General features: G+C 71.7%; 19 protein-coding genes. 6 read left to right on the top strand and 13 right to left on the bottom strand.

Translation table 11 applies throughout. From position 1 onward, the window contains the following. Positions 1–39 precede the first annotated feature (39 nt). Both melA and D8M35_RS02965 read right to left on the bottom strand, forming a co-directional pair. Complete coding sequence (gene melA, locus D8M35_RS02970; protein WP_126890487.1) at positions 40–1356, bottom strand: alpha-galactosidase; 1317 nt, start codon at positions 1354–1356, stop codon at positions 40–42. 232 nt (positions 1357–1588) lie between these two features. Further along, positions 1589–2377, bottom strand: coding sequence for a DeoR/GlpR family DNA-binding transcription regulator (locus D8M35_RS02965; protein ID WP_126890486.1), 789 nt, complete (start codon positions 2375–2377; stop codon positions 1589–1591). Positions 2378–2535: 158 nt separating this feature from the next. Between D8M35_RS02965 and D8M35_RS02960 the strand changes: the two genes are divergently transcribed. Genes D8M35_RS02960 through D8M35_RS02945 form a run of 4 tightly spaced genes read left to right on the top strand, consistent with a single transcriptional unit; the run spans position 2536 to position 7536 of the window. Continuing rightward, entirely contained in the window at positions 2536–3867 is a 1332-nt protein-coding gene (locus D8M35_RS02960) for a D-tagatose-bisphosphate aldolase, class II, non-catalytic subunit (protein WP_126890485.1), read from the top strand. Further along, positions 3864–4997 (top strand): SIS domain-containing protein, encoded by a 1134-nt coding sequence (locus D8M35_RS02955; RefSeq protein WP_126890484.1) that lies wholly within the window; start codon positions 3864–3866, stop codon positions 4995–4997. Before D8M35_RS02960 ends, D8M35_RS02955 begins: the two co-directional genes overlap by 4 nt. Further along, positions 4994–5983, top strand: a complete 990-nt coding sequence (locus D8M35_RS02950; protein WP_126890483.1) for an N-acetylglucosamine kinase — start codon at positions 4994–4996, stop codon at positions 5981–5983. The genes D8M35_RS02955 and D8M35_RS02950 overlap by 4 nt, the downstream gene beginning before the upstream one ends. A 47-nt stretch (positions 5984–6030) precedes the next feature. Beyond that, a complete protein-coding gene (locus D8M35_RS02945; protein ID WP_126890482.1) occupies positions 6031–7536 on the top strand; it encodes a glycoside hydrolase family 36 protein in 1506 nt (501 codons plus the stop codon). Between the two features lie 21 nt (positions 7537–7557). Here D8M35_RS02945 and D8M35_RS02940 read toward each other — a convergent pair whose 3' ends face one another. After that, positions 7558–8487 (bottom strand): NADP-dependent oxidoreductase, encoded by a 930-nt coding sequence (locus tag D8M35_RS02940; protein WP_126890507.1) that lies wholly within the window; start codon positions 8485–8487, stop codon positions 7558–7560. 105 nt (positions 8488–8592) lie between these two features. Here D8M35_RS02940 and D8M35_RS02935 point away from each other — a divergent pair, with 105 nt between their 5' ends. Further along, positions 8593–9105, top strand: a complete 513-nt coding sequence (locus D8M35_RS02935; protein ID WP_126890481.1) for a MarR family winged helix-turn-helix transcriptional regulator — start codon at positions 8593–8595, stop codon at positions 9103–9105. 273 nt (positions 9106–9378) lie between these two features. Here D8M35_RS02935 and D8M35_RS02930 read toward each other — a convergent pair whose 3' ends face one another. Then, entirely contained in the window at positions 9379–10227 is an 849-nt protein-coding gene (locus D8M35_RS02930; protein WP_126890480.1) for a helix-turn-helix transcriptional regulator, read from the bottom strand. 86 nt (positions 10228–10313) lie between these two features. Between D8M35_RS02930 and D8M35_RS02925 the strand changes: the two genes are divergently transcribed. Further along, positions 10314–11096, top strand: a complete 783-nt coding sequence (locus D8M35_RS02925; RefSeq protein ID WP_126890479.1) for an SDR family NAD(P)-dependent oxidoreductase — start codon at positions 10314–10316, stop codon at positions 11094–11096. Between the two features lie 133 nt (positions 11097–11229). On the opposite strand, the gene D8M35_RS02920 is transcribed toward D8M35_RS02925, so the two are convergent. The 9 genes from D8M35_RS02920 to D8M35_RS02880 all read right to left on the bottom strand — a co-directional run bounded on the left by D8M35_RS02920 (position 11230) and on the right by D8M35_RS02880 (position 20473). Further along, positions 11230–11616 carry a transcriptional regulator gene (locus tag D8M35_RS02920; RefSeq protein WP_126890478.1) on the bottom strand — a complete coding sequence of 129 codons (387 nt, stop codon included), beginning with the start codon at positions 11614–11616 and terminating at the stop codon, positions 11230–11232. Beyond that, positions 11613–12257 carry a nitroreductase family protein gene (locus D8M35_RS02915; RefSeq protein ID WP_161972581.1) on the bottom strand — a complete coding sequence of 215 codons (645 nt, stop codon included), beginning with the start codon at positions 12255–12257 and terminating at the stop codon, positions 11613–11615. The genes D8M35_RS02920 and D8M35_RS02915 overlap by 4 nt, the downstream gene beginning before the upstream one ends. Continuing rightward, on the bottom strand, positions 12254–13816 hold the full coding sequence (locus D8M35_RS02910; protein ID WP_126890476.1) for a hypothetical protein: 1563 nt from the start codon (positions 13814–13816) through the stop codon (positions 12254–12256). Before D8M35_RS02910 ends, D8M35_RS02915 begins: the two co-directional genes overlap by 4 nt. Positions 13817–13845: 29 nt before the next feature. Beyond that, positions 13846–14583 (bottom strand): thiopeptide-type bacteriocin biosynthesis protein, encoded by a 738-nt coding sequence (locus tag D8M35_RS02905; RefSeq protein ID WP_161972580.1) that lies wholly within the window; start codon positions 14581–14583, stop codon positions 13846–13848. Beyond that, the gene (locus D8M35_RS02900) at positions 14580–16943 is read right to left on the bottom strand and encodes a hypothetical protein (RefSeq protein ID WP_126890474.1); all 2364 of its coding nucleotides are present in this window, start codon (positions 16941–16943) and stop codon (positions 14580–14582) included. The genes D8M35_RS02905 and D8M35_RS02900 overlap by 4 nt, the downstream gene beginning before the upstream one ends. Beyond that, on the bottom strand, positions 16940–18058 hold the full coding sequence (locus D8M35_RS02895; protein WP_126890473.1) for a site-2 protease family protein: 1119 nt from the start codon (positions 18056–18058) through the stop codon (positions 16940–16942). Before D8M35_RS02895 ends, D8M35_RS02900 begins: the two co-directional genes overlap by 4 nt. 67 nt (positions 18059–18125) lie before the next feature. Beyond that, positions 18126–18326, bottom strand: coding sequence for a thiocillin family RiPP (locus D8M35_RS02890; protein ID WP_126890472.1), 201 nt, complete (start codon positions 18324–18326; stop codon positions 18126–18128). Between the two features lie 193 nt (positions 18327–18519). After that, the gene (locus tag D8M35_RS02885) at positions 18520–19125 is read right to left on the bottom strand and encodes a TOMM precursor leader peptide-binding protein (protein WP_126890471.1); all 606 of its coding nucleotides are present in this window, start codon (positions 19123–19125) and stop codon (positions 18520–18522) included. Positions 19126–19138: 13 nt separating this feature from the next. After that, complete coding sequence (locus D8M35_RS02880; RefSeq protein WP_126890470.1) at positions 19139–20473, bottom strand: YcaO-like family protein; 1335 nt, start codon at positions 20471–20473, stop codon at positions 19139–19141. Positions 20474–20487: the final 14 nt, after the last annotated feature.

Raw genomic sequence — 20487 nt, 5'->3', positions numbered from 1 at the left:
CGGACTCCTTCGTCGTCAGTGGTGCGTCGGCCCGCGAGCTCAGATCCCGCGAGCCGGGATCGTCGCGCGCAGCGGTTCCGGCAGCAGGTCACCGTGGGCGACCACGAGGTCGTTGCACAGCTCCCAGATCTGCTCGGGTGTCAGCGTCGACGACGCGTTCGGGTCCATGAGCACCGCCTGCCGGATCGCGACGGGATCGCCCGTCCGCGCGGCGTGCACCGTGAGCTCGTTCACGGAGACGTACGGCCGGTTCAGCGCCGCCGCCTGCACGGGGAGCGCCCCCATCGGGATCGGTGCGATGCCAGCGGCGCCGACGGTGGTCGGGACCTCGACGACGCAGCCCGCCGGCAGGTTGTCGATCAGGCCCGCGTTCGGGACGTTCGCGTGGATCTCGCGCTCGGTGCCGGTGACCAGCGAGTGGATGACCTGCGGGGCGTACTCCGACGCGCCCTCCTCGAGCTGCACGGGCCGGCCGGCCGCCAGGTCGCGCTCGGCTGCCTCGAACTCCGCGACGTTGTCCTCGGAGATGCCGACGTACTCGAGCGGCCGCAGGCGGAAGCGGTCCACCTGCTCCGGCGAGCGGAGGAACCACGACAGGTACTCCGAGGAGTGCTCGCTCGTCTCGGTCGGGTAGAAGCCGACCCGCTTGAAGACCTCGACCCGCACGCGGCGTTCGAGCTCCGGGTCCTGCCGGATGCGCTCACGGAGACGGGGGTAGAGGTCCTCGCCGTCGTGCGTCCACTCGAGCAACCACGACTGGTGGTTGACGCCCGCTGCGCGGAAGCGGGTCTGCTCGACGTCGAGGCCGAGGAGTCCGGCGAGGTCGTGCGCCGTCCAGTAGACGCTGTGGCAGAGCCCGAGCGCGGTGATGTCCGGCGCGACGGTGTTCGCCCACCAGATGTTCATCGCCATCGGGTTCGTGTAGTTGAGCAGGACCGCGTCCGGGGCGACCTCGCGCATGTCCGCGGTCAGCTCCGTGAGGAACGGGAAGGTGCGGAGGGCACGGAAGACCCCGCCGACCCCCGTCGTGTCGCCGATCGTCTGGTGCAGGCCGTACCGCTCCGGGATCTCGAGGTCGGTCCGGGTCGCCGCGATCCCGCCGATCTGCACCATGTCGACGACGAAGTCGGCGTCGGCGAGGGCGCGACGGCGGTCGGTCGTCGCCGTGACGGTGACCGGACGCCCGAGGCGCTCGCTCACCTGGCGGGCGGTGGCCTCGGCGACGGCGAGGCGGCGCTCGTCGACGTCGAACAGCCGGAGGTCCAGCTCGGGGAGGTCGTCGTAGCGGAGGAGGTCGGCGAGCAGCTGTCGGGTGAAGACGACGCTGCCGGCGCCGACGAACACGATGCGGGACACGGGAAGCCCTTCGTTCGGGGTACCGCCGAGGGACGGCGGTCGGAACCACCTGCGGTGGCAGAAGGCACGGAGGGGTGGGAGGGCGCGCTTCCCGACACGGGCTCCTGCGGTGTCCGGGTGCGCGGCCTCGACGGGGTTCGCCGGCCGGGCCCCACGGTAGGGGGCGGCGGACGCGACCACCACGCAGCGTCGTGAAACGCGCAGGACGAGTGCGCGTTCGGGTGCGCAGTGCTCAGGCGATGAGGACCTCGACGCCCGCCGCGGCGATCTGCTCGAGCGCCTCGCGCGGGGCGTGCTCGTCGGTCACCAGGACGGACACGTCACCGATGTCGGCCATCCGTGCCATCGTCTGCCGTCCGACCTTCGACCCGTCGCAGACCACGACCACCCGGTCGGCGTGCGTGACCATCACGCCGTTCGTCCGCGCCTCGGTGTCGTCGTGCGTGGTGACGCCGCCGGCAGCGCTGATGCCGTCCGTGCCGAGGAACGCCGTCGTCACCTTGAAGGCGGAGAACGCCGCCTCGGCCAGGGGGCCGACCGCCTCGAGCGAGGTGGCGCGGAGGGTCCCGCCGGTCAGGATCGTCTTCACCCGGGGACTGCGCGAGACCTCCAGCGCGATGGTCACGGCGTTCGTGATGACGGTCAGGCCGTTCCGGTCGCCGAGCGCCCGCACGACCTCCTGCGTGGTGGTCCCTCCGCTGACCGCGACGGCCTGCCGCCCCGGGGGCAGGAGCCGGGCCGCGAGCCGTCCGACCGCGCGCTTGGCGGCGTCGGCCTCGGAGGCCCGCATCACGACGGGCAGCTCCGGGAGCGCACCCACGGCCTCGACCCGGCCGTAGCTGCGCCGGACGAGCCCGCGTGCCTCGAGCTCGCTGAGGTCGCGGCGGACCGTGGCCGCGGAGACCCCGCAGGCGCGGATCAGCTCGTCCGTGCTCGTCGACCCCTGCTCGCGCACCCGCTCGAGGATGTCCCGCATCCGGTCCCGCCGCTTGCGGCCGACGTCCGGGGTGTCGTTGTCCATGGCCCCATCATGCGCCAGAACGATCACTGCGAATGACCGGAGTGATCGTTACGGCAGCGGAACTGATCGGTCGTTGCCGACACTGAGACCGGACGCGGCGCCGGACGGTGCCGCGTCGGCAGCGCCGCCGACCGCGGCGCACGCACCAGGAGAACCACGTGAACCCCATCACTGCGCTCGTCGCTCGCCACCGTGCCGGATCCGGTGAGGGCATCACCTCGGTCTGCTCGGCGAACCCCTACGTCCTGCGGGCCTCGATGCGCCAGGCGCTCGAGGACGACGCACCCCTGCTCGTCGAGGCGACCTCGAACCAGGTCGACCAGTTCGGCGGCTACACGGGCATGACACCCGCGGACTTCCGCGCGGCGGTGCTCGAGCTCGCCGAGGCCGAGGGCTTCCCGGCCGACCGGCTCGTCCTCGGCGGCGACCACCTCGGCCCGAACACGTGGCAGGAGCGCCCGGCCGACGAGGCCATGCCGCTCGCCGTCGACCTCGTCCGCGCCTACGTCGCCGCCGGGTACACGAAGATCCACCTCGACTGCAGCATGCCGCTGCAGGGCGAGACCGCTCCGCTGACCGACGCGGTCGTCGCCGAGCGGGCCGCGGTGCTGCTCGCCGCCGCGGAGTCCGCCGCCACCGACGCCGGGATCGACCGCGACGGCATCGTCTACGTCATCGGCACCGAGGTCCCGACCCCCGGCGGGGCGAAGGAGACGCTCCACGACCTCGTGCCGACCCCGGCGACGGCAGCGGTCGGCACGTTGGACGTGCACCGCGCCGCGTTCGAGCGCGCCGGGCTCGCCGACGTGTGGCCGCGCGTCGTCGCCCTCGTCGTGCAGCCCGCGGTCGAGTTCGACCACCTGCAGGTGATCGACTACGTCCCCGAGGCCACGGCCGCCCTGCAGGAGGTCATCGAGGCGACGCCCGGACTCGTGTACGAGGCGCACTCGACCGACTACCAGACGCCCGAGGCGCTCCGTGCCCTGGTCGACGACCACTGGGCGGTGCTCAAGGTCGGCCCCGGTCTGACCTTCGGGCTCCGCGAGGCGCTCTTCGCCCTCGACGCCCTCGAGTCGGAGCTCGTACCGGACGGCACCGCCACCGACCTGCGCGGCGTCGTCGAGCGCCGCATGCTCGCCGAGCCGGGCCGGTGGGAGCGCTACTACGAGGGCGACGAGCACGAGCGGCGCATCGCCCGCACCTACAGCTACAGCGACCGCATGCGCTACTACTGGCCGGACCCGGAGATCACCGCCGCGACCGAGGCGCTCCTGCACCGCCTCGACGAGGTCGGCATCCCGCTCCCGCTGCTGAGCCAGTACCTGCCGGTGCAGTACGAGCGGGTCCGCGAGGGCCTGCTGCCGAACCGCGCCGAGGACATCGTGCTCGACCGGGTCCGCGACGTCCTGCGCCCGTACGCCGCCGCCGTCGCCCCGCGCGAGCGTCTCGCCGAAGCGGCCGCCACCACCACCAGCAAGGAGTCCCTGTGACCACGACCGCCCCCGTCCGCGCCGACGAGACCGCGACCCACCGCGAGATCCTGCAGCAGCCCGACAGCTGGCAGCGCCTCGTCGCGTCGCTCGACGACCGCCGTACCGCGCTCGACGCCTTCCTGCAGCCGCTGCTCGCCGACCCGGACCTGCGCATCGTGCTCACGGGGGCCGGCACCTCGGCCTTCGTCGGGGACATCGCGAGCGTCGACCTCCGCCGCCACCTCGGCCGTCGCGTCGAGTCGATCGCCACGACCGACATCGTGGCCGACCCGCACGGCTCGCTCGGCGACCCGGGCCGGGTGCTCCTGGTCTCCTTCGCCCGCTCCGGCAACAGCCCGGAGAGCGTCGCGGCGACCCGCGTCCTCGACGACGTCGCGCCCGGTGCGCGCCACCTGGTCGTCACCTGCGACCCTGCGGGCTCCCTCGCCCGCGAGCACCGCGGGCAGGACCGGTCGTTCGTCCTCGACATGCCGGCCGAGACGAACGACACCGGCTTCGCGATGACGTCGAGCTTCTCCACGATGCTCCTCGCCGTCCTCCTGGCCTTCCGGCCGGAGCTCGTGGCGGGCACCGGCGCGCTGGTCGCGGCGGCGCGGACGATCGCCGGCCTGGAGGCACGGATCGCCTCGCTCGCCGAGGACACCGAACGCGTCGTCTACCTGGGCAGCGGCGCGCTGCAGGGCCTGGCACGCGAGTCCGCGCTGAAGCTGCTCGAGCTCACCGCGGGCGGGGTCGTGTCGTTCTTCGACACCCCGCTCGGCTTCCGGCACGGCCCGAAGGCCGTCGCGGGTGCACACACCCTGGTGGTCGTCTACGGCTCGGCCGACCCGTACACGGCGCGGTACGACGCGGACATCCTCCGCGAGCTGCGCGGGGACGGGACCGTGCGGGTCGTCTCGGTCGGCGGAGACGCGGACGACGAGCGTTCCTTCCCGCTCGACGGCCTGGCGGGGCTCGACGACGCGTTCCGCAGCGTCGCCCTGGTCGGCTTCGCGCAGCTCCTCGCCCTCGCGACGTCGGTCGCGCACGGCTGCACGCCGGACAACCCGTTCCCGGGCGGCACGGTCAACCGCGTCGTGCAGGGCGTGACGATCCACGACCACCGCGGGGGAGTCGCGCGGCCATGACGGTCTTCCTCGGCATGGACGGCGGTGGCACCAAGACCGCGTTCCTGCTCACCGACGGCGAGGGCACCACGCTCGCCGAGTCGCGGCAGCCGACCTCCTCCTGGTTCGACGCGGGGACCGGACTCGTCGGCGACGTCGTCCGTACGGGCGTCGGCGCGGTGACGTCGGCGGCCGGCATCACCCCGGCGGACATCACGTTCGCGCACTTCGGCATCCCCGGACACGGGGAGTCGAGTCGGGACACCCCGGTGCTCGACGCCCTCCCCGCCGCGGTGCTCGGACACGACCGGTACTCCTGCGGCAACGACATGGTCGGCGGTTGGGCCGGTTCCCTGGCCGGGCGGGACGGCGTGAACGTGATCGCGGGCACCGGGTCGATGGCCTACGGCGAGCGCGACGGCACCGCCCACCGCGTCGGCGGCTGGAGCGAGGTGTTCGGCGACGAGGGGTCCGCGTACTGGGTCGCCGTCCAGGGGCTCAACGCCTTCTCGCGGATGGCCGACGGCCGACTGCCCCGGGGTCCGCTGCACGCACTCGTCCGCGAGCGGGTCGGGGTGACCGAGGACCTCGACCTGATCGGCGTCGTCATGGACGAGTGGGGGGCGGACCGCGGGACCGTCGCCGACCTGGCGAAGGTGGTCGTCGCGGCCGCCGACGCCGGCGACGACGCGGCTGCCGAGATCCTGCACCGCGCCGCAGCCGAGCTCACGACCCTGGTCGGCACGACGGTCCGCGCGCTCGGTTTCCCCGCCGGCGAGACCGTTCCGGTGTCGTACTCCGGCGGGCTCTTCCGGGCGCCGCGCTTCCGCGAGGCGTTCGCCAGCGCCCTGTCCGCCGAGGACACGACCCTCGAGCTCGTCGAGCCCCGCCACGATCCGACCGTCGGCAGCGTCCTGGTCGCGATGCGTCGGGCCGGGGCACCCATCCCCGAGCGGTTCGCAGCGGACACGAGCCCGACGATCACCGCGGTCGCCGCCGCGTCCTGACACAGCACGCCGACACCGCGCACACCGACACCGCGAGGAGCCCGCAGTTGCAGTTCACGTTCGAGTTCGACGGCCTCCGGGTCCCCGCGAACGTCTCCGGAACACCCCGCCGGACGGCGGACGGGTGGATCGTCCCCGCGGGGCCCGTCGCGCTGCTCCACACCTTCGGCGCCGCAGCCGAGTTCTACCGGCACGGCTGGAACTCGTGGAGTCCGAGCGGATGGACAGGTGTCGACGGCGACACCATCGGGATCAAGGACAGCCCCGAACGGCTGCTCACCGCCGACGACGCTGCGAACGAGACACCGCACGCACACTCCGGCAGTGCCGTGGGCGCGGTGACCGGTCCGGACGGCGGGACGTTGCTCGTCGGGGCGCTCGGGCTCGGCACCCCGCGGGTCGGCGCCGACCGCAACGTCCTGTGGGCGAGGAGCGAGCACGACGACGCGGAGTGGTTCGTCGCGTACGGCGCCGAGCAGGACGTCTTCGCCGCGTACGCCGACCGGGTCGCCGAGCGGCTCGGTCGCCGGACCGCCCGCGCCGGCACCGTGTGGAGCAGCTGGTACTCGTACTACGAGGACATCACCGAGGACCGGATCGCGCGTGCGGCCGCCGACCTCGAGGGGTACCCGGTCGACGTCTTCCAGATGGACGACGGGTGGGAGCCGATCGTCGGCGACTGGACGGCCGGACCGGACTTCCCGAGCGGGATGGCCGCGACGGCGCGGACCATCGCGCGCCACGGCTTCCGCCCGGGCATCTGGCTCGCGCCGCTGATCGCCCTGCCCGGATCGACGATCGCCACCGAGCGCCCCGACCTGCTCGTGGCCGGTGACGACGGCCGTCCGCTCGTCTCCGGGTACAACTGGGGGTCGTACTACCACTCGCTCGACACGACGAACCCGGAGGTGCTCGACCACCTCCGCGGCGTGTTCGACCGGATCACGACGGACGGCTACGGCTACCTGAAGCTCGACTTCATGTACGCCGGGGCGATCGCCGGACACCGACACGTCGACCTGCCCCGCGAACAGGCCTACCGGCAGGCGATCGAGCACATCCGGGCCACCGTCGGCGACGACGTCTACCTGCTCGGCTGCGGCGTCCCGATGATCCCCTCGGTCGGGGTGTTCGACGGAGCCCGTGTCGGACCGGACGTCGCGCCGTTCTGGGACAACGCCGAGCGGGTGGGCGACCCCTCCGGCGAGGGCGCCCGCAACGCGCTGGTGGCCTCGGTCAACCGGGTGTGGATGCGGCGGCTGTACGAGGTGGACCCCGACTCGGTCTACTTCCGCAGTGAGCGCAACCTGCTCGGCGCGGACGAGCGTCGGGCCCTGCAGGACACCGCGGCCGTCCTCGGGTTCCGGTCGACGTCCGACCCGGTCGACTGGCTCCGACCGGAGGAGCGTGGCGAGGCCGCCGACTGGCTCGGCGGCAGCGCGGTGGTCGAGCAGGTCGGCCGGTACGTCTTCCGCGTCGACGACCGGATGATCGACCTCACCCCGTACGTCACGGGCGAGCACGCGGTCGACGCGGCGTCCTCCATCGGCTGACCGGCTGGCGGTCGTCGTCCCTCAGACGGTGACGACGACCTTGCCGGCGATCCGACCGGCCGCGCCCTCGGCGTGCAGCGCCGGGAGCTCCGCCAGCGGGATGCGTCGGGTGACCTCGACGGTGAGCTGCCCGGCGTCGACGAGCGCGACGAGCTCGGCCAGTCGCTGACGGTCCGGCAGGACGAACACCGTCGCGGCGCGGACGCCCCGGGACTCGTCGTCCGGCGTCGCCATGAACGCGGTCGTGCTGACCACGGCCCCGCCGTCACGCACGGCGGCGACGAGCGCCCGGAACCGCTCCGGCTCGATCGGCGCGAGGTTGAGCAGCACGTCCACCTGCTGGTCGAGCGCCGCGAGGACGTCCGTCGTGGTGTGGTCGACGACCTGCTGTGCTCCGGCGGCGCGGACCGCGTCGGCGCTCCGCGGGCTCGCGGTGGCGACCACGTGCACACCGGCACGGACGGCGAGCTGGATCGCGTACTTCCCGACCACGCCACCGGCGCCGTTGATCAGCACGCGCTGGCCCGCCTCGAGGCGCCCCTCGTCGAACAGGGCCTGCCAGGCCGTCAGCGCCACGGACGGGAGCGCCGCGGCGTCCACCAGCGGGACGCTCGTCGGGGCGGCGGCCAGTGCCTCCGCGGGTGTCACGACGTACTCGGCGGCACCGCCGTCGCGCTCCATCGGGAGGAACCCGACCACCGCGTCGCCGACGGCGAGGCCCTCGACGCCCTCGCCCAGCGCCGCGACCGTGCCGGAGACGTCGTACCCGGGCACGTGCGGCAGCTGGACCGGGATCGGCAGGAACCCGCCGCGCATGCCGTTGTCGGCCGCGTTGTAGGCGGAGGCGGCGACCTGCACCAGCACCTCGCCCGTGCCCGGCTCAGGGCGCTCGACGTCCTCGGTCCGCAGGACCTCCGGGCCGCCCACCTCGTGGAACCGCACTGCCCGCATCGTGTTCTCGTCCATGGTCTTCCCCTTCATCGTTTGCTTCGAATTCGAAGCGATGGGTCGACCGTACACCTGCTTCGAGTTCGAAGCAACAGGTAGGATCGACGCATGGACTCTCCCCCGTCGGCACTCACTCCGACCCAGCTCGGCGCATACCTGTCGTTCACCGAGGTCGCGGCCCTGCTGCGCCCGGCGGTCGAGCAGCAGCTCCGCGACGCCGGCGAACTCAGCTCCGTGCAGTTCCAGGTGCTCGCCCGACTGGGCGACGCGCCGGACGGGCGGCTGCGGATGACGGACCTGGCGGACGGGGTCGTCTACAGCCGCAGCGGCCTGACCTACCAGGCGCAGGTGCTCGAGCAGCGCGGGCTCGTCACGCGGGGACCGTCACCCGACGACGAGCGGAGCACCGTGGTCTCCCTGACCGACGCCGGGCGAGACGCCCTCTCGACCGTGCTGCCCGGGCACATCGCGACGGTGCACGAGCTGCTGTTCGCGCACGTCAGTGACGAGGACGCAGCGCAGCTGGCTGACGTCCTGGGGCGGATCAGCGGGCACCTGCGACAGCACCCGCCGCGGTCGGCAGGGCGGGCGCGACGGAAGGGCGCGGGCAGCGCGGCGTGACCACGTCCGGACGGGAGGCGCGGGGCGGGCCGGCACCGCGCCTCCCGTCCGGCTGTGGCGAGCCGACCCGCGTCCGGTCCGGCCCGCGCTACGAGCCGATCAGGAGGAGAGCGCCCGCAGCGATCAGCCCGACGCCGCCGAGCACCCCCACGAGGCTCCCGACGATCACGGCCAGACGTCGGTCCCGGTTCATCCCCATGCCCCGAGCGGAGGAGACGTTGCGTCGGTCCACGACTGCGGTGCGGTGGTCCGTGCCGCACGGGCTGCCCGTGGTCAGCGTGCGCGCTGTCCGTCGAGCATCCCGATCAGGGCCAGGGCGTCCGCACCCGCTGACCCGGGCGCCGCGGTGTAGAGCACCAGGAACTGGTCAGCGTCGGTGAGCGCGAGCGTGTCGCAGTCCACCGTCACCGGTCCGACGGCCGGGTGGCGGAAGGTCTTCGTCAGCATCGGTGCCGGCTGCACGTCGTGGCGGTCCCAGAGTCGGGCGAACTCGGGGTTCCCCGACCGGAGCTCGTCGACGAGCGCGACGACCTGTTCGTCCGCAGGGTGCTCCGCCAGGGTCGTCCGCAGGCGCATCACGACGTGGTGCTGGAACTCGGCGCCGTCCGAGATGCCGTACGGCGGGTCCGTGGGCTGGTCCGAGCCGGTGATCGGGAAGGCCTGACGCGCCAGGTTCCGTCCGGCACGGTCGCGCAGGGCGAAGTCCTCCATCAGTGCAGCGGCGAGCGCGTTCCACGCGAGGACCTCGAAGTCCGCGGCGAGCACGATCGCGGCCGTCTGCGGCAGCCGCTCGATCACGGCCAGGATGCTCGGTCGGACCTCGCGTCGGAGCGTCCCGGTCCGCGCCCGGGCGGTCCCGGCGAGCAGGTGCAGGTGGTCGGTCTCGGCGTCCGTGAGTCGGAGCGTGCCGGCGATGCCGGACAGGACCTCCGCCGACGGCCGCGGGGCGCGCCCCTGCTCGAGCCGGACGTAGTACTCGGTGGAGATGTGGGCGAGGACCGCCACCTCCTCACGGCGGAGCCCCGGCGTCCGCCGACGCGCACCCGACGGCAGCCCGACGTCCGCCGGCCGCAGCCGCTCCCGGCGGGAGCGGAGGAACGCGGCGAGCTCCTGCTTGTCCATGCCCCGATCCTGCCCCGCCCGTCCGACGGCGTCCTGGTACCGGCTGTACCTGGATCGGGCGCTCCCGTCGGACCGACGCTGATGCCATGACCGAACTCACCGCACCCCGTTCCCTCGACCTGCTCGCCGGCAAGGTCGTCCTCGTCACCGGCGCCAGCCGCGGCATCGGTGCCGCCGCCGCGAGGCTCTTCGCTCGCGAGGGCGCCGCGGTCGTCCTCGCCGCCCGCAGCACCGACGCCCTCGACACCCTCGTCACCGACATCCGCAGCACCGGCGGTACCGCGGACGCCGTCGCACTCGACCTCGCGGACCCCGTCAGCATCCGGGCGGCCGTCGACCACGTCGACACCCTGCACGGACGGCTCGACGGTGCCTTCAACAACGGCGCAGCGATCCAGCAGCCCGGCCCGCTCGACACCACGAGCGACGAGGACGTCGAGACCCAGTTCGCGGTCAACTTCCGCGGCCACTGGATCGCGATGAACGCCCAGGCAGCACTGATGCGCCGGTCCGGTGGCGGATCGATCGTGAACACCTCGAGCATCGGCAGCCGCCGCGCGAACCCCGCACTCCCCGCCTACGGCGCCATGAAGCGCGCGCTGAACAGCATCACCGAGACGGCCGCCGTGACCTGGGCGCCCGAGGGCATCCGGGTGAACGGCATCACGCCGGGCGGCACCGAGACCGAGATGATCGAGGAGTGGGAGGCCGCGACGCCGGGCATCACCGAGCAGATCAACGCGTCGGTCCCCCTCGGCAGGATGGCGCGTCCGGAGGAGGTCGCCGAGGTCGCCGCCTGGTTGCTCAGTGACCGTGCGTCGATGGTGACCGGGGCGAGCATCCCGGTGGACGGCGGAGCCGGCGCGTGAGACCGCCCGGCGCCGGAGCGCAGGCGACCGCCGGACCGCGTTGCGGCGAGACGAAGCGGCCGACCCTTCCGACGTCCGCGCCGGTGCCGATCAGGATCGAGCTGGTGTCCGTGCCTCGCTCGTCCGAGCCACGTCAGGATCGGGCGCGCCGATGCGGATGCGGCGTTGCGGCGTCCGCAGGGGCGGCGTCGCCGGTCGGCTCCGTTGCCGAGAGCGGTCCGGTGTCCACGCCGATCAGCTCGCAGAACGCAGTTCGGTGTGACTGCCACCGGACCTCACCGTCCGTCGTCATGCTCAACCGGGTCCGCGCGGTCTTCCCGATGAAGGTCTTCGTGACGCTCACCAGACCTGCTGCCTCGAGGTTCGAGCAGTGCCGGCTCAGCGCCGCGTCCGACACCCCCAGATCGTCCCGCAGCTCCCGGAAGGTGATGCTGTGCGTTCCGACGATCTTCGCCACGATGGAGAGCCGCAACGGATGCAACAGCTCCGGGACCAACCGCTCCCGCGGGTGGACGCTCATGCCGCAGCGCCGATCGCCAGTGCGAGGAGTTGCAGGTCAGAACTGCCGTCGATGCCGGTGCGCTGGCGGAGCGCGCCGGGGAGGAAACCGGCGAAGATGCTCCCGACGAGTCCGAACCGGACCGCGGTGAGCCATGCTGCTTCGCACGCGGCTCCTCCTCTGCTCAGCAGCATCCTGTGGCCGTGGGCGCCGAAGCGGCTCGTCATCCCTGCGAGGTTCCCGACGGCCAGGAGGATGGCGCCTGCCTCAGCGAACTCGGGCTGCAACACCATCTCGCGCATCCGGAGCGGTTCGGCATCCCCGTCGAGGCGGAGCAGCCCCCCGTCGACGTACTCGTACAGACCAGGCTGCACGCCCGCGACCCGTCGGCAGGCGACCAGGACGCGGAGCGGCGAGCTGTGCGCTGCGTCGCCCCAGAGACCGGCGTCCATCGTGGTCATGGCGGCCGCCGAGGCGTCGACGTGGCGCCGTTCGACGGGCTGGTCGACGAAGTGCGTCGTGGCGGACCGGTACCGCATCGCCCGGCCGAGCTCCCGGGAGCCCGGGACTGCCGACACCGGCTGCGGCGCAGATCCGACGCGCTGCGCGCTGGCGTCGGCCGCGGTGCGGAGGTCGCTGACGATGCTGATGCGGTCGGTCATCGGAGGCCTCCGATGGTGAGCTTCCCGGTCACCATCTGCTCGCTGTCGTCGAGGTCGTAGCGGGACTGCAGTTCGGCTGCCACCCATCCGAGGTGGTTGGTCGTCGGCAGCCCGAGACCTGTCGCCGCGATGGCGACGTGGGCCATCGCGACGCCGGCGTCGAGCGCGACGATGCGGTAGGAGAAGGTGTTGTACTTCTTCCACACGCGGTACATCTCGCTCACCACGACGAGCTCGACGCCGGGATCGCCGTCGTCAGCGTCGCCGAGGCGACACGCGGCGTAGGCGTCCCCGCGGTACATCCATCGTCCGTCGGGGACGTCGGGGACGTCGCGAGTGGTGAAGTACGCCTGCGGGGAGCCGAGGTTACCGCCCGTCGGAGCCCACCGGCGCACCTTGCCTGCTTCTGCGAGGTGAGGCGGCTTCAGCGCGAAGCCGGAAGCGAGGACGTGCGCAAGCGATGCGGCGGCCCCGGTCGGTCGGTCGACCTCGAGATCGACCGGGAGCGGGAACCACTCGCCTTCGGCAGGCCGTTGCTCGAGGCTCAACGCGATGTTCGCGGGTTCGAAGTGCTGCTGGTGCGTCCGTGGCTTCGTCAGACGCGCGGGAGGGAAGGCCACGGACTCCTCGAAGGCGAAGGCGATCCCGCCGTCGGAGTCCGACTCGCCCGTGCCACAGGTCCGACACCCCGGCCGCCGGACGACGAACTCGAAGCGCGTACTGAGCGGATCGCCGCCGATGACGATCGCTTCGGAGACCGTCCGGGCGGTGCCGACCCCAGCGAGCAGGAGGACTGCCTCCTGGACGATGCAGGCCGGGAGCAGTCCGCGCAGCGGAACCTGCTCGCCGGGGACGTCTCGGTGTGCTCCGAGCACCTGCAGCCCCGCTTCCGTGCAGTCCGGGCACGGATTGTGGTCGGGGTAGCTGACGGGGCCGATGCTCACGTCCGCTCCGCGGAGCGTGACGGGCAGCACGGGGACACCGCGAGCGCGGAGCGAAGCGCAGATCTGCGCGTCAGGTCGGACACCGTCGAGGTCCACCGTGACGGCGAGGCTCGGCGGGGTGTCCTGCAACTCGTCGACCGGGATGACCCGCACGTGACTCGATCGCAGCGCAGCCACGACCTCCGACGCGAAGTCCTGGTCGTCGACGACGACCCCGACGGTCGCTGCGTCGAGCGCCGCCCGCGCGGCTGAGCCGGACTGGTGATGCCGAGTCGCGTCGAAGGTCCTGCTGAGGAAGTCGTGGAGGGCCTGGTCGCCGGTCGGCCTCGGTGCGTCACCCTCCTCCAGGAGTCCCGCCGAGTACAGGATCCCGAGTACCTGACGGATGGTGGGCTCGGCCACTCCGGCGTCCGCTGCGAGCTCGCCCCACGTCCGCGTCCCGTCGAGGAGCGGAAGGAGATCCGGGAGGAGACGCTGCACCGTCCGGCCCTGGAGCACCCGCCGTGAGACGACCCCTTCGATCACGTACCGGTCCTGCAACCACGTCGTCGGGACGGCTGCGACCACGCGTGGCATCGTCGGGATCGTGAACTGCGCGTCGTTCTGGGTGGCCATGTCGAGCGCTGCTGCTGTGAGCGAGGTGTTCATCCTTGTTCGACGCCTGCCCTTTCGAGACGGATCAGTTCGTTGAGGGCCGCAGTGGCTTCTCGTTGTGGCGAGAGCCCGAGGCGGTTCATCGTGAGGTGCACGTGCTGGTGGAGGTGGTACACGGGCGGATGTCCCGGTCCGGCATGACGCATCGCGTCCGCGAGGCCGTCGACGAAGCGCCCCAGCAGTCGGTGGCTGCACGGGTCGCCGTCCTGCACGTTCGGCGGGGGTTCGTCGCGGAGCGCTGCGAGGCTCGACTCGACCGCTCCGCCGTCCGACGACTGCTCTCCCAGCCACCACGCCGCGTGGGTGCGGAGGACAGCGAGGCGGGTCCGCTGGTCGGGCACGAGGACGGACACGGTGTGTCGCACGAGCAGGTCCGCGACGTCCATCCGCTCCCTGATGGCGTGGACCGCGAGGAGCGTCGAGGTCGTGAACAGCTCCTCGGCACGCCGGACGCCGCTCGTTCCCCACTTGTCGACCTCCGGCTCGTACAGGTCGAGGCGGACCGGGTGCCCCACCTCGTGCCGGGAGGCATGGACGGCGTCCGCGCTCGACGGCGACGTGAACGCCCTGAAGCGGAGGTGCGGGCCGGAGTGATCCGCGTAGCGGAGGACGTGCCAGGAGGTCGCGGCACCGGCGATGCGCTCGACGAGGTCAGCGAGTTCGAGGACGACCCGATCCATCTCCGCCGTCGGCGCGTACACCTTCCAGTACGTCCACGTGCCACTCATCTCCTCGACTCCACTGCGATCTCGTGCCGGGCCCGGAGCGGACCAGGCGTCGGCCGCGGCCATCCGAGCGTGATGACGTGCTCCACTGCGTGTTCCGCGCCGGAGCGGACCGGGAGGCTCTCCTGGACCTCGAGGGTGTGACGCCCCGGCAGCAACGCCCACACCGCGCTGACCGTGTACCAGCTGCTGAAGCGCATCCACATCGGCTTCCGCGTGTCCGCGTCGAACGGGTCGTCGCCGTGGATCCGGACGAACACTTCGTCCGGCATCCCGTTCGCGGTCCGCCACCCGTGCAGGGCGGTGAGGAAGTCGCCAGGTGTCGAGTTCCCCTGGACCGGGATGCTGTCGACGGGCACCCGCCAGGTCTGGCGCCGGGTGACGAGCGAACGGTCGGTGCGCCGAGGATGCCGTTCCACGCGTTCCGTGCGGCCTGCCCGCCGGATCGGGTTCGACTCACGGGTGATGCGGGAACCGTCGATCCACGGGTCGACGAGCGCGAGCAGCAGTCCGACCGGCCCTTCGAACGTCCACGCCGGGACGATGCCGAGAGGGACCGGCGCGACGAGGGCGCCGTCGTTCCGGACGAACTCGAGCACGTCGGTCTCCGGGTCGTGGGTGAGCGCGATGCCGAGCAGCGCTTCTTCCAGGTCCGCACCTCGGAGTGGCGGGACGGCAGCGGCCGCGGCGCGTTGCAAGGGGTTGACGTCGACCCCGGGCAGCACCGAGCGCACGTCGTCCGCACCCGGGTAGAGCTGCTCCACCCACCCGGTGATCATCGGGACCAGCGTCGACGGCGCGTCTCCGAGCGCACAGAAGCGGGCCACCACGCCGCCCACCCCTGGCATGAGTTGGTTCACGACCGCTGTCCGGTCGTCGTGGGCGTGCGCGGTCTGCACGAACGCGGAGATCGTGGGTGGCGCCGTGGTGGCCCCGACGGGCAGTCCGCTGCGCCCGACGTGTGCGTCCACGCTGCGGTCTGCCGCGCGAGCGGCCTGGAGCGCTGCGCGGAACGGCTTGGACAACGAGCACTCGGTCAGGAAGCCCAGTACGTCGTGTGTCGCACCGCCGGCACCGTGCGCGGCGACGAACGCGTCCTTGACGACGTCGTAGACCCGAGAGCGGAAGAGGGTGGGGCGGACCAGGGCGGCCAGCGATCCCGGCAGGTCGCTCGACGAGGTCGTGGGACGTGACGCGGCACCCGCGTCCTCGTTGACGAGGCGTTGGCGGGGGAGATCGATGTCGAGGTCGGAGGCGAGCTGCTGGAGTCCGTCCTGGATCGACCGGAGGACGGCGCTCCGAGACGGTCCCGACGTCGACGCGAGCGTCTGCGCGTCGCGACCGACCTGCAGGAGGAGCGCCCCGGCAGCGGCCACCTCCGTGCAGTCGCTGCGCAGCATCAGCTCGCCGAGCGCCGACTCCGGACGGCGGGAGTCGTGGGCCCACGGGGGTACGGCGGAGACGGCCCCGGACGCGATCCACCGTGCTGCGCGCGCCCAACCTCCGCCGTCAGCGACGCGGAGCAACTCGTCTGCGGTACCACCGACCCAGGTGCTGAGGAGCGCGGCATCGCTGTCCGCGTCGTGCAGCCGTTTCGGATGTCTCCCGAAGACGACCGCGCCGTGCGTCATCTCCGCCGTCTCGACGCTCGCGACGAGACGCTCCCCCGTCGCGCGCACGGCGGACCGGTACTGCAGCGTCGGGAGGGCGTGACGGCGGGTGGCCAGCTCCCGGAGGACGGTCGAGGCGACCACCGGCGACAGTGTGGAGACGCGGTCGTCGAGGTTCGCTCCGTCGACGGACACGCGGGTCAGTGTCGACAGCGGGCTCGGCTTGAGGGCGGCTCTCGACGTGAAGGCCAGAGCGGACCTTCCCCGCTTGCTCCCCGCTGGTGCGGGCTTCCCGAGCGCTTCGAAGAAACCAGGGCTGAGGAGCCGGAGCGCATCCGCGACGTCCGGAGTGCGGAGCGCTTCCCGGACCCGCTCTTCAGCCCGCGTGCCGTCCTCGTCCGCGAGCTTCGCGATCAGCGCCCGGCTCACCGCGACGGCGGCTCGGCGCTGCACCAGCTCCTCGAGGTCCAACCCGTGTCGCTCCGCTGCCTCCAGTCCGACGGTCGTCAACGGCCGGCGGTTGTGCAGGTCTCTCCGGAGACCCAGGAGCGCTCGGCGATCACCCTCCGAGCACGTCGGGACCAGGACGTGCACTGCGTCTGCGACCTGTCGGCTGATCGAGTCGACCTGCTCCTGGAGCCGGTGTCCCTCCTCGAGGAGGTCCGGGGTCAGCTGCTGGTCGAAGTGCAGTGCATCCCCCGGCAGCGATGCGATCCGGGACATGGTGAAGGGCGCCACGGCGTACTGCGTCATGACGGAGTCCCGAACACGGTCAGCAGGATGGTGTGCGAGAGGTTCCAGAGCATCAGCACCAGGTAGAGCACGCTTCCGAGCGCGTAGGACACGAGGCCGACCCGGCGCACTCGGGCCATGGTGAGGACGTGGGCAGGCTGCGGTCGCCGGAGCAGGGCGTTGGTGACGATCGTGAAGGCGCGCGCCCGCATGTTCAGCGCCCCGAAGGCGGCTTCGATCGCGTGGTAGCCGTCGGAGCGGAACAACGGGTTGCAGTTCGCGAGGAGGAGGAACAGCTCGGCGGTGAGGTAGAGGACCACGGCCTCGTGGGCTCCACCCGTCACGTTCAGCGCGAGGACGGCCGCGACACCGATGAGCGCGGCGTCGACGAGGGGACCAGCGAGGGCGATGAGCACGAGCCCTGGCCGGGACCGGACCGCGTACGCCTCGGTGCGGTCGACGTAGGCGACGGGGACGAAGTAGTACAGCAGCCCGACACCGATCTCACGGACCCGCGCTCCTTGCGTGCGCATGGCGATGGCGTGACAGGTCTCGTGCACTGCGAGCTGGATGACCACGAGGACGGCGACGATGACGATGGCCTCGATCGACGGCTGAGCCAGTTCGCTCGTGTTCGCGAGGACCGTTGCGAGTCCACCTGCGACCGCCGTGGCTGCCGTGATCCCCGCGACGACGAGGAGCGTGGGCGCGGAGAACCTGTGCAACGGGCGCGCGACCGCTGCGGCGAGCCCGTCGATGTTCACCGGCAGCGGGAGTCGAGCGAAGAAGTCGGCCCCGGCGCGGGCGAGGAAGCGATCCGTACGGGAGTGCTCCCCGGACTGCCCCTCGATGAAACCGGACTTCCGCAGCGCATCGAGGAACTTGCGCACACCGTCGGTGGCAGCCGTTCCGGTCTCGTCGACGGCGTCCGTCCGGCGGATGAGCTGCACGAGTTCGTCGTGGTCGCAACCCGCTTCGAGTCGCGCGATGAGCGGCTCGACGCCCGCCGGCACTGCCGCGAAGTGTCCGGCCGGGCTCCTGAGGAGGAGACGGCCGTCTGCTGCGACGCCACGCGTCACACCACTGGCCAGCCGGAGCACCCCGTCGGGTTCGGTCTCGCTCGTGAGTTGCGTCATCTGTGCCTCGGTCGGGAGATGGGAGAGGAGAAGGGGCGGACGGCCGTCGGCCGTCCGCCCTCGCAGGTCAGTGGTTGCTGTACGAGCTGACGCTGCTGAGCGTGCCGGCGCAGCTACCCGCGCTCGACACACAGCCGACGGTTCCGGCGCTGCTCGCACCGGGGGCGACTGCCTGGGGCAGGTCCTCCACGGAGAGCTCTTCCACCGACACCAGATCGATTGCCTTGTCCATTTTTTCCCCTTTTTCAGATTGTTGTTGAATGGACACCGTTCCCCGCTCCCCCACATTCGCGAGGTCCGTGGACTCGAGGATCTTCGATGTCTGGAAAAGACGCTATCGACGCTTTCTCAATTGACGCAAGGATCGGACTCCGTGAATTCTCTGACAAACAATTGCCGCTTTTGTTGCACGCAGAACGGGCCGCTGGCGACGAGCGGCTGAGCGACGATCCGGTCCGCCTTTAACGCGGGAAGTACTGCGAAAGCTGCACGGAGCGCTCTCTTTCGCCGTGATCCGGGTCACATCGTCGGCAACCACTTACCGGAATCACAAGTGCTTGCTTGACGGAGAGGTCCGAGTAGCCGAAGCGCCAGAGCGACGAAGCTGCTGCCCGGAGTCGCTCGTCGGAGGACGTGATGCGGTCGAGCACCGCGAACACCATGTCGACGTGCGCCGGGGTGAACCCGTTCGCGGGCGAACCGCCGTTGTGGGCAGCCTCGAGCTCGACGTCCGTGCGGTTCCGCCGACCGTGCTGTTCCTGCCGTCGGTCGAAGCAGTCCATGCAGACCGCTCGCCGGGGTCCGATCACCGGACCGACGCGCAGGCTGCGCGCTTCGAGTTGCACGGGGATCCAGGTCTGTCCCGCGCCTCGGGTGGCTGCATCGAGGTGCTCCTCGGCAGCTCTGTCCCTGGCGGAGGTGACGAGGACGCGGGCTCGTGCTGCTGGCCAGTTCGTCGAGTCGAAGACGGCTCGACGGTCGGGTGACGTGGTGAAGGGGTCGGCACGCGCTCGCCCTCGGAGCGCAGCGAAGAACGTCCCGTCACCCATGAGGTGCGCTTGCAGCATCGGAGCTCCTGTCTCAGGCGAAGGGCTGGGGGTACGGGTTGAGGTCCCGTTCTCCGAGCACGGCCTGATCGAAGTGGGTCGGGACGTCGTAGAGCCGCGGATGGGCCAGGTACCTCGCGCGGTGAGCGAAGGACAACGGCATGAGCGTGGGGATGATGACCCGCACCACGGTCAGGTCGACCGCTCGGGCCTCCGGAGTGCTCAGGTCGACACTGAGCACCTCGCAGCCTGCATCGTGGAGTTTCCGCACGACGGCGTTCAGGGAGCTCTGCGGGTCACCGGCGTCGAGGTTCTGCAACTCGGAGAACCGCCGCGTCGGGCGGTCGTTCTCCAGGAGGAAGGAGAACTCGTCCGCGCGGTCCGGGTGCCCCATGAAGCGCGCACCGTCGGTGACACTGGTGAAGTCGTCGATCGAGTCGGGGACCGGACCGGCGTGCTCGAGCGCGATGCGGGAGGACGCGATCTCGCGGACGATCTTCACGATGGCTCGTGCAGGGTCCAGTTCGGTCGAGCACATCACCACGTGGCGCAGCGTCTCCGACGACGGGTCGGTGTCGACGCAGTAGACCGTGGGCACGCCGAGGTCCGTGGTCGCGTCGAAGAAGCGGTGGACGCGTCCGGTCGAGTTCGCCGCAGCCACAGCGGCCGTCACGGCCCGGGGCGCGTCAGCGAGGTCGATCTCGGGCAGTTGCAGCCTCTGCAGCCACGTGAGGGCGATCGAGTCCCGTTCGACGACTTCACACACGGCGTTCAGCAGTGCCTGCGCGGCATCCGTGTGGGCTGCGCACCCGGTGGAGATCGGGACGGTCAGGCGCTCGCTGGACGTGAGCGCCTCGAGGTGCATCCACACGAGTGTCGCCGGTACCCAGACGAGCTGCTGCCGCGCCGACGACCATGCCGTCGTCCACCGGACACGTTCTTCCGGATCGGCCTCGCGGACCGGACAGCGGACATCGGAGAGCTCGTGAGCGCTGCATCGAGGCAGGACGGTCAGGTCGACGGCCGAGTCACCGAGTTCGCGGGGGCTGGCCCAGCGGAGCCGGTCCGGGGGCACGCAGCTGGAGTAGCGCTCGACCGCTTCCACGATCGCGATGGCGCGAGCGAGTCGTTCGTCGGTCCCGCCGCCGCTCCCGGCCAGCTCGATCCCCGCTTCCGACCCGGGCGCAACGCGGATGTTCTCCTGCAGGCGGTCCAGCGCGCCGAGCGTCGCCGTGTAGACAGCGAAGGGCTCTTCGTCGCCCGTGAGCTTCTGGACGGCATGGACGAGACCTCCCTCGTCGGACACCAGGTCGTCGAGCGCTCGCAACTCCGCGCTGAGCGGCTCGGCCGTGATCGTGTGTGATGCCATTGTTCCCCCCAATG

This window comes from Curtobacterium sp. HSID17257 (assembly GCF_003989515.1).
In the GTDB taxonomy this organism is placed as follows: domain Bacteria; phylum Actinomycetota; class Actinomycetes; order Actinomycetales; family Microbacteriaceae; genus Curtobacterium.
This window is presented reverse-complemented; position numbering and strand designations above follow the sequence as displayed.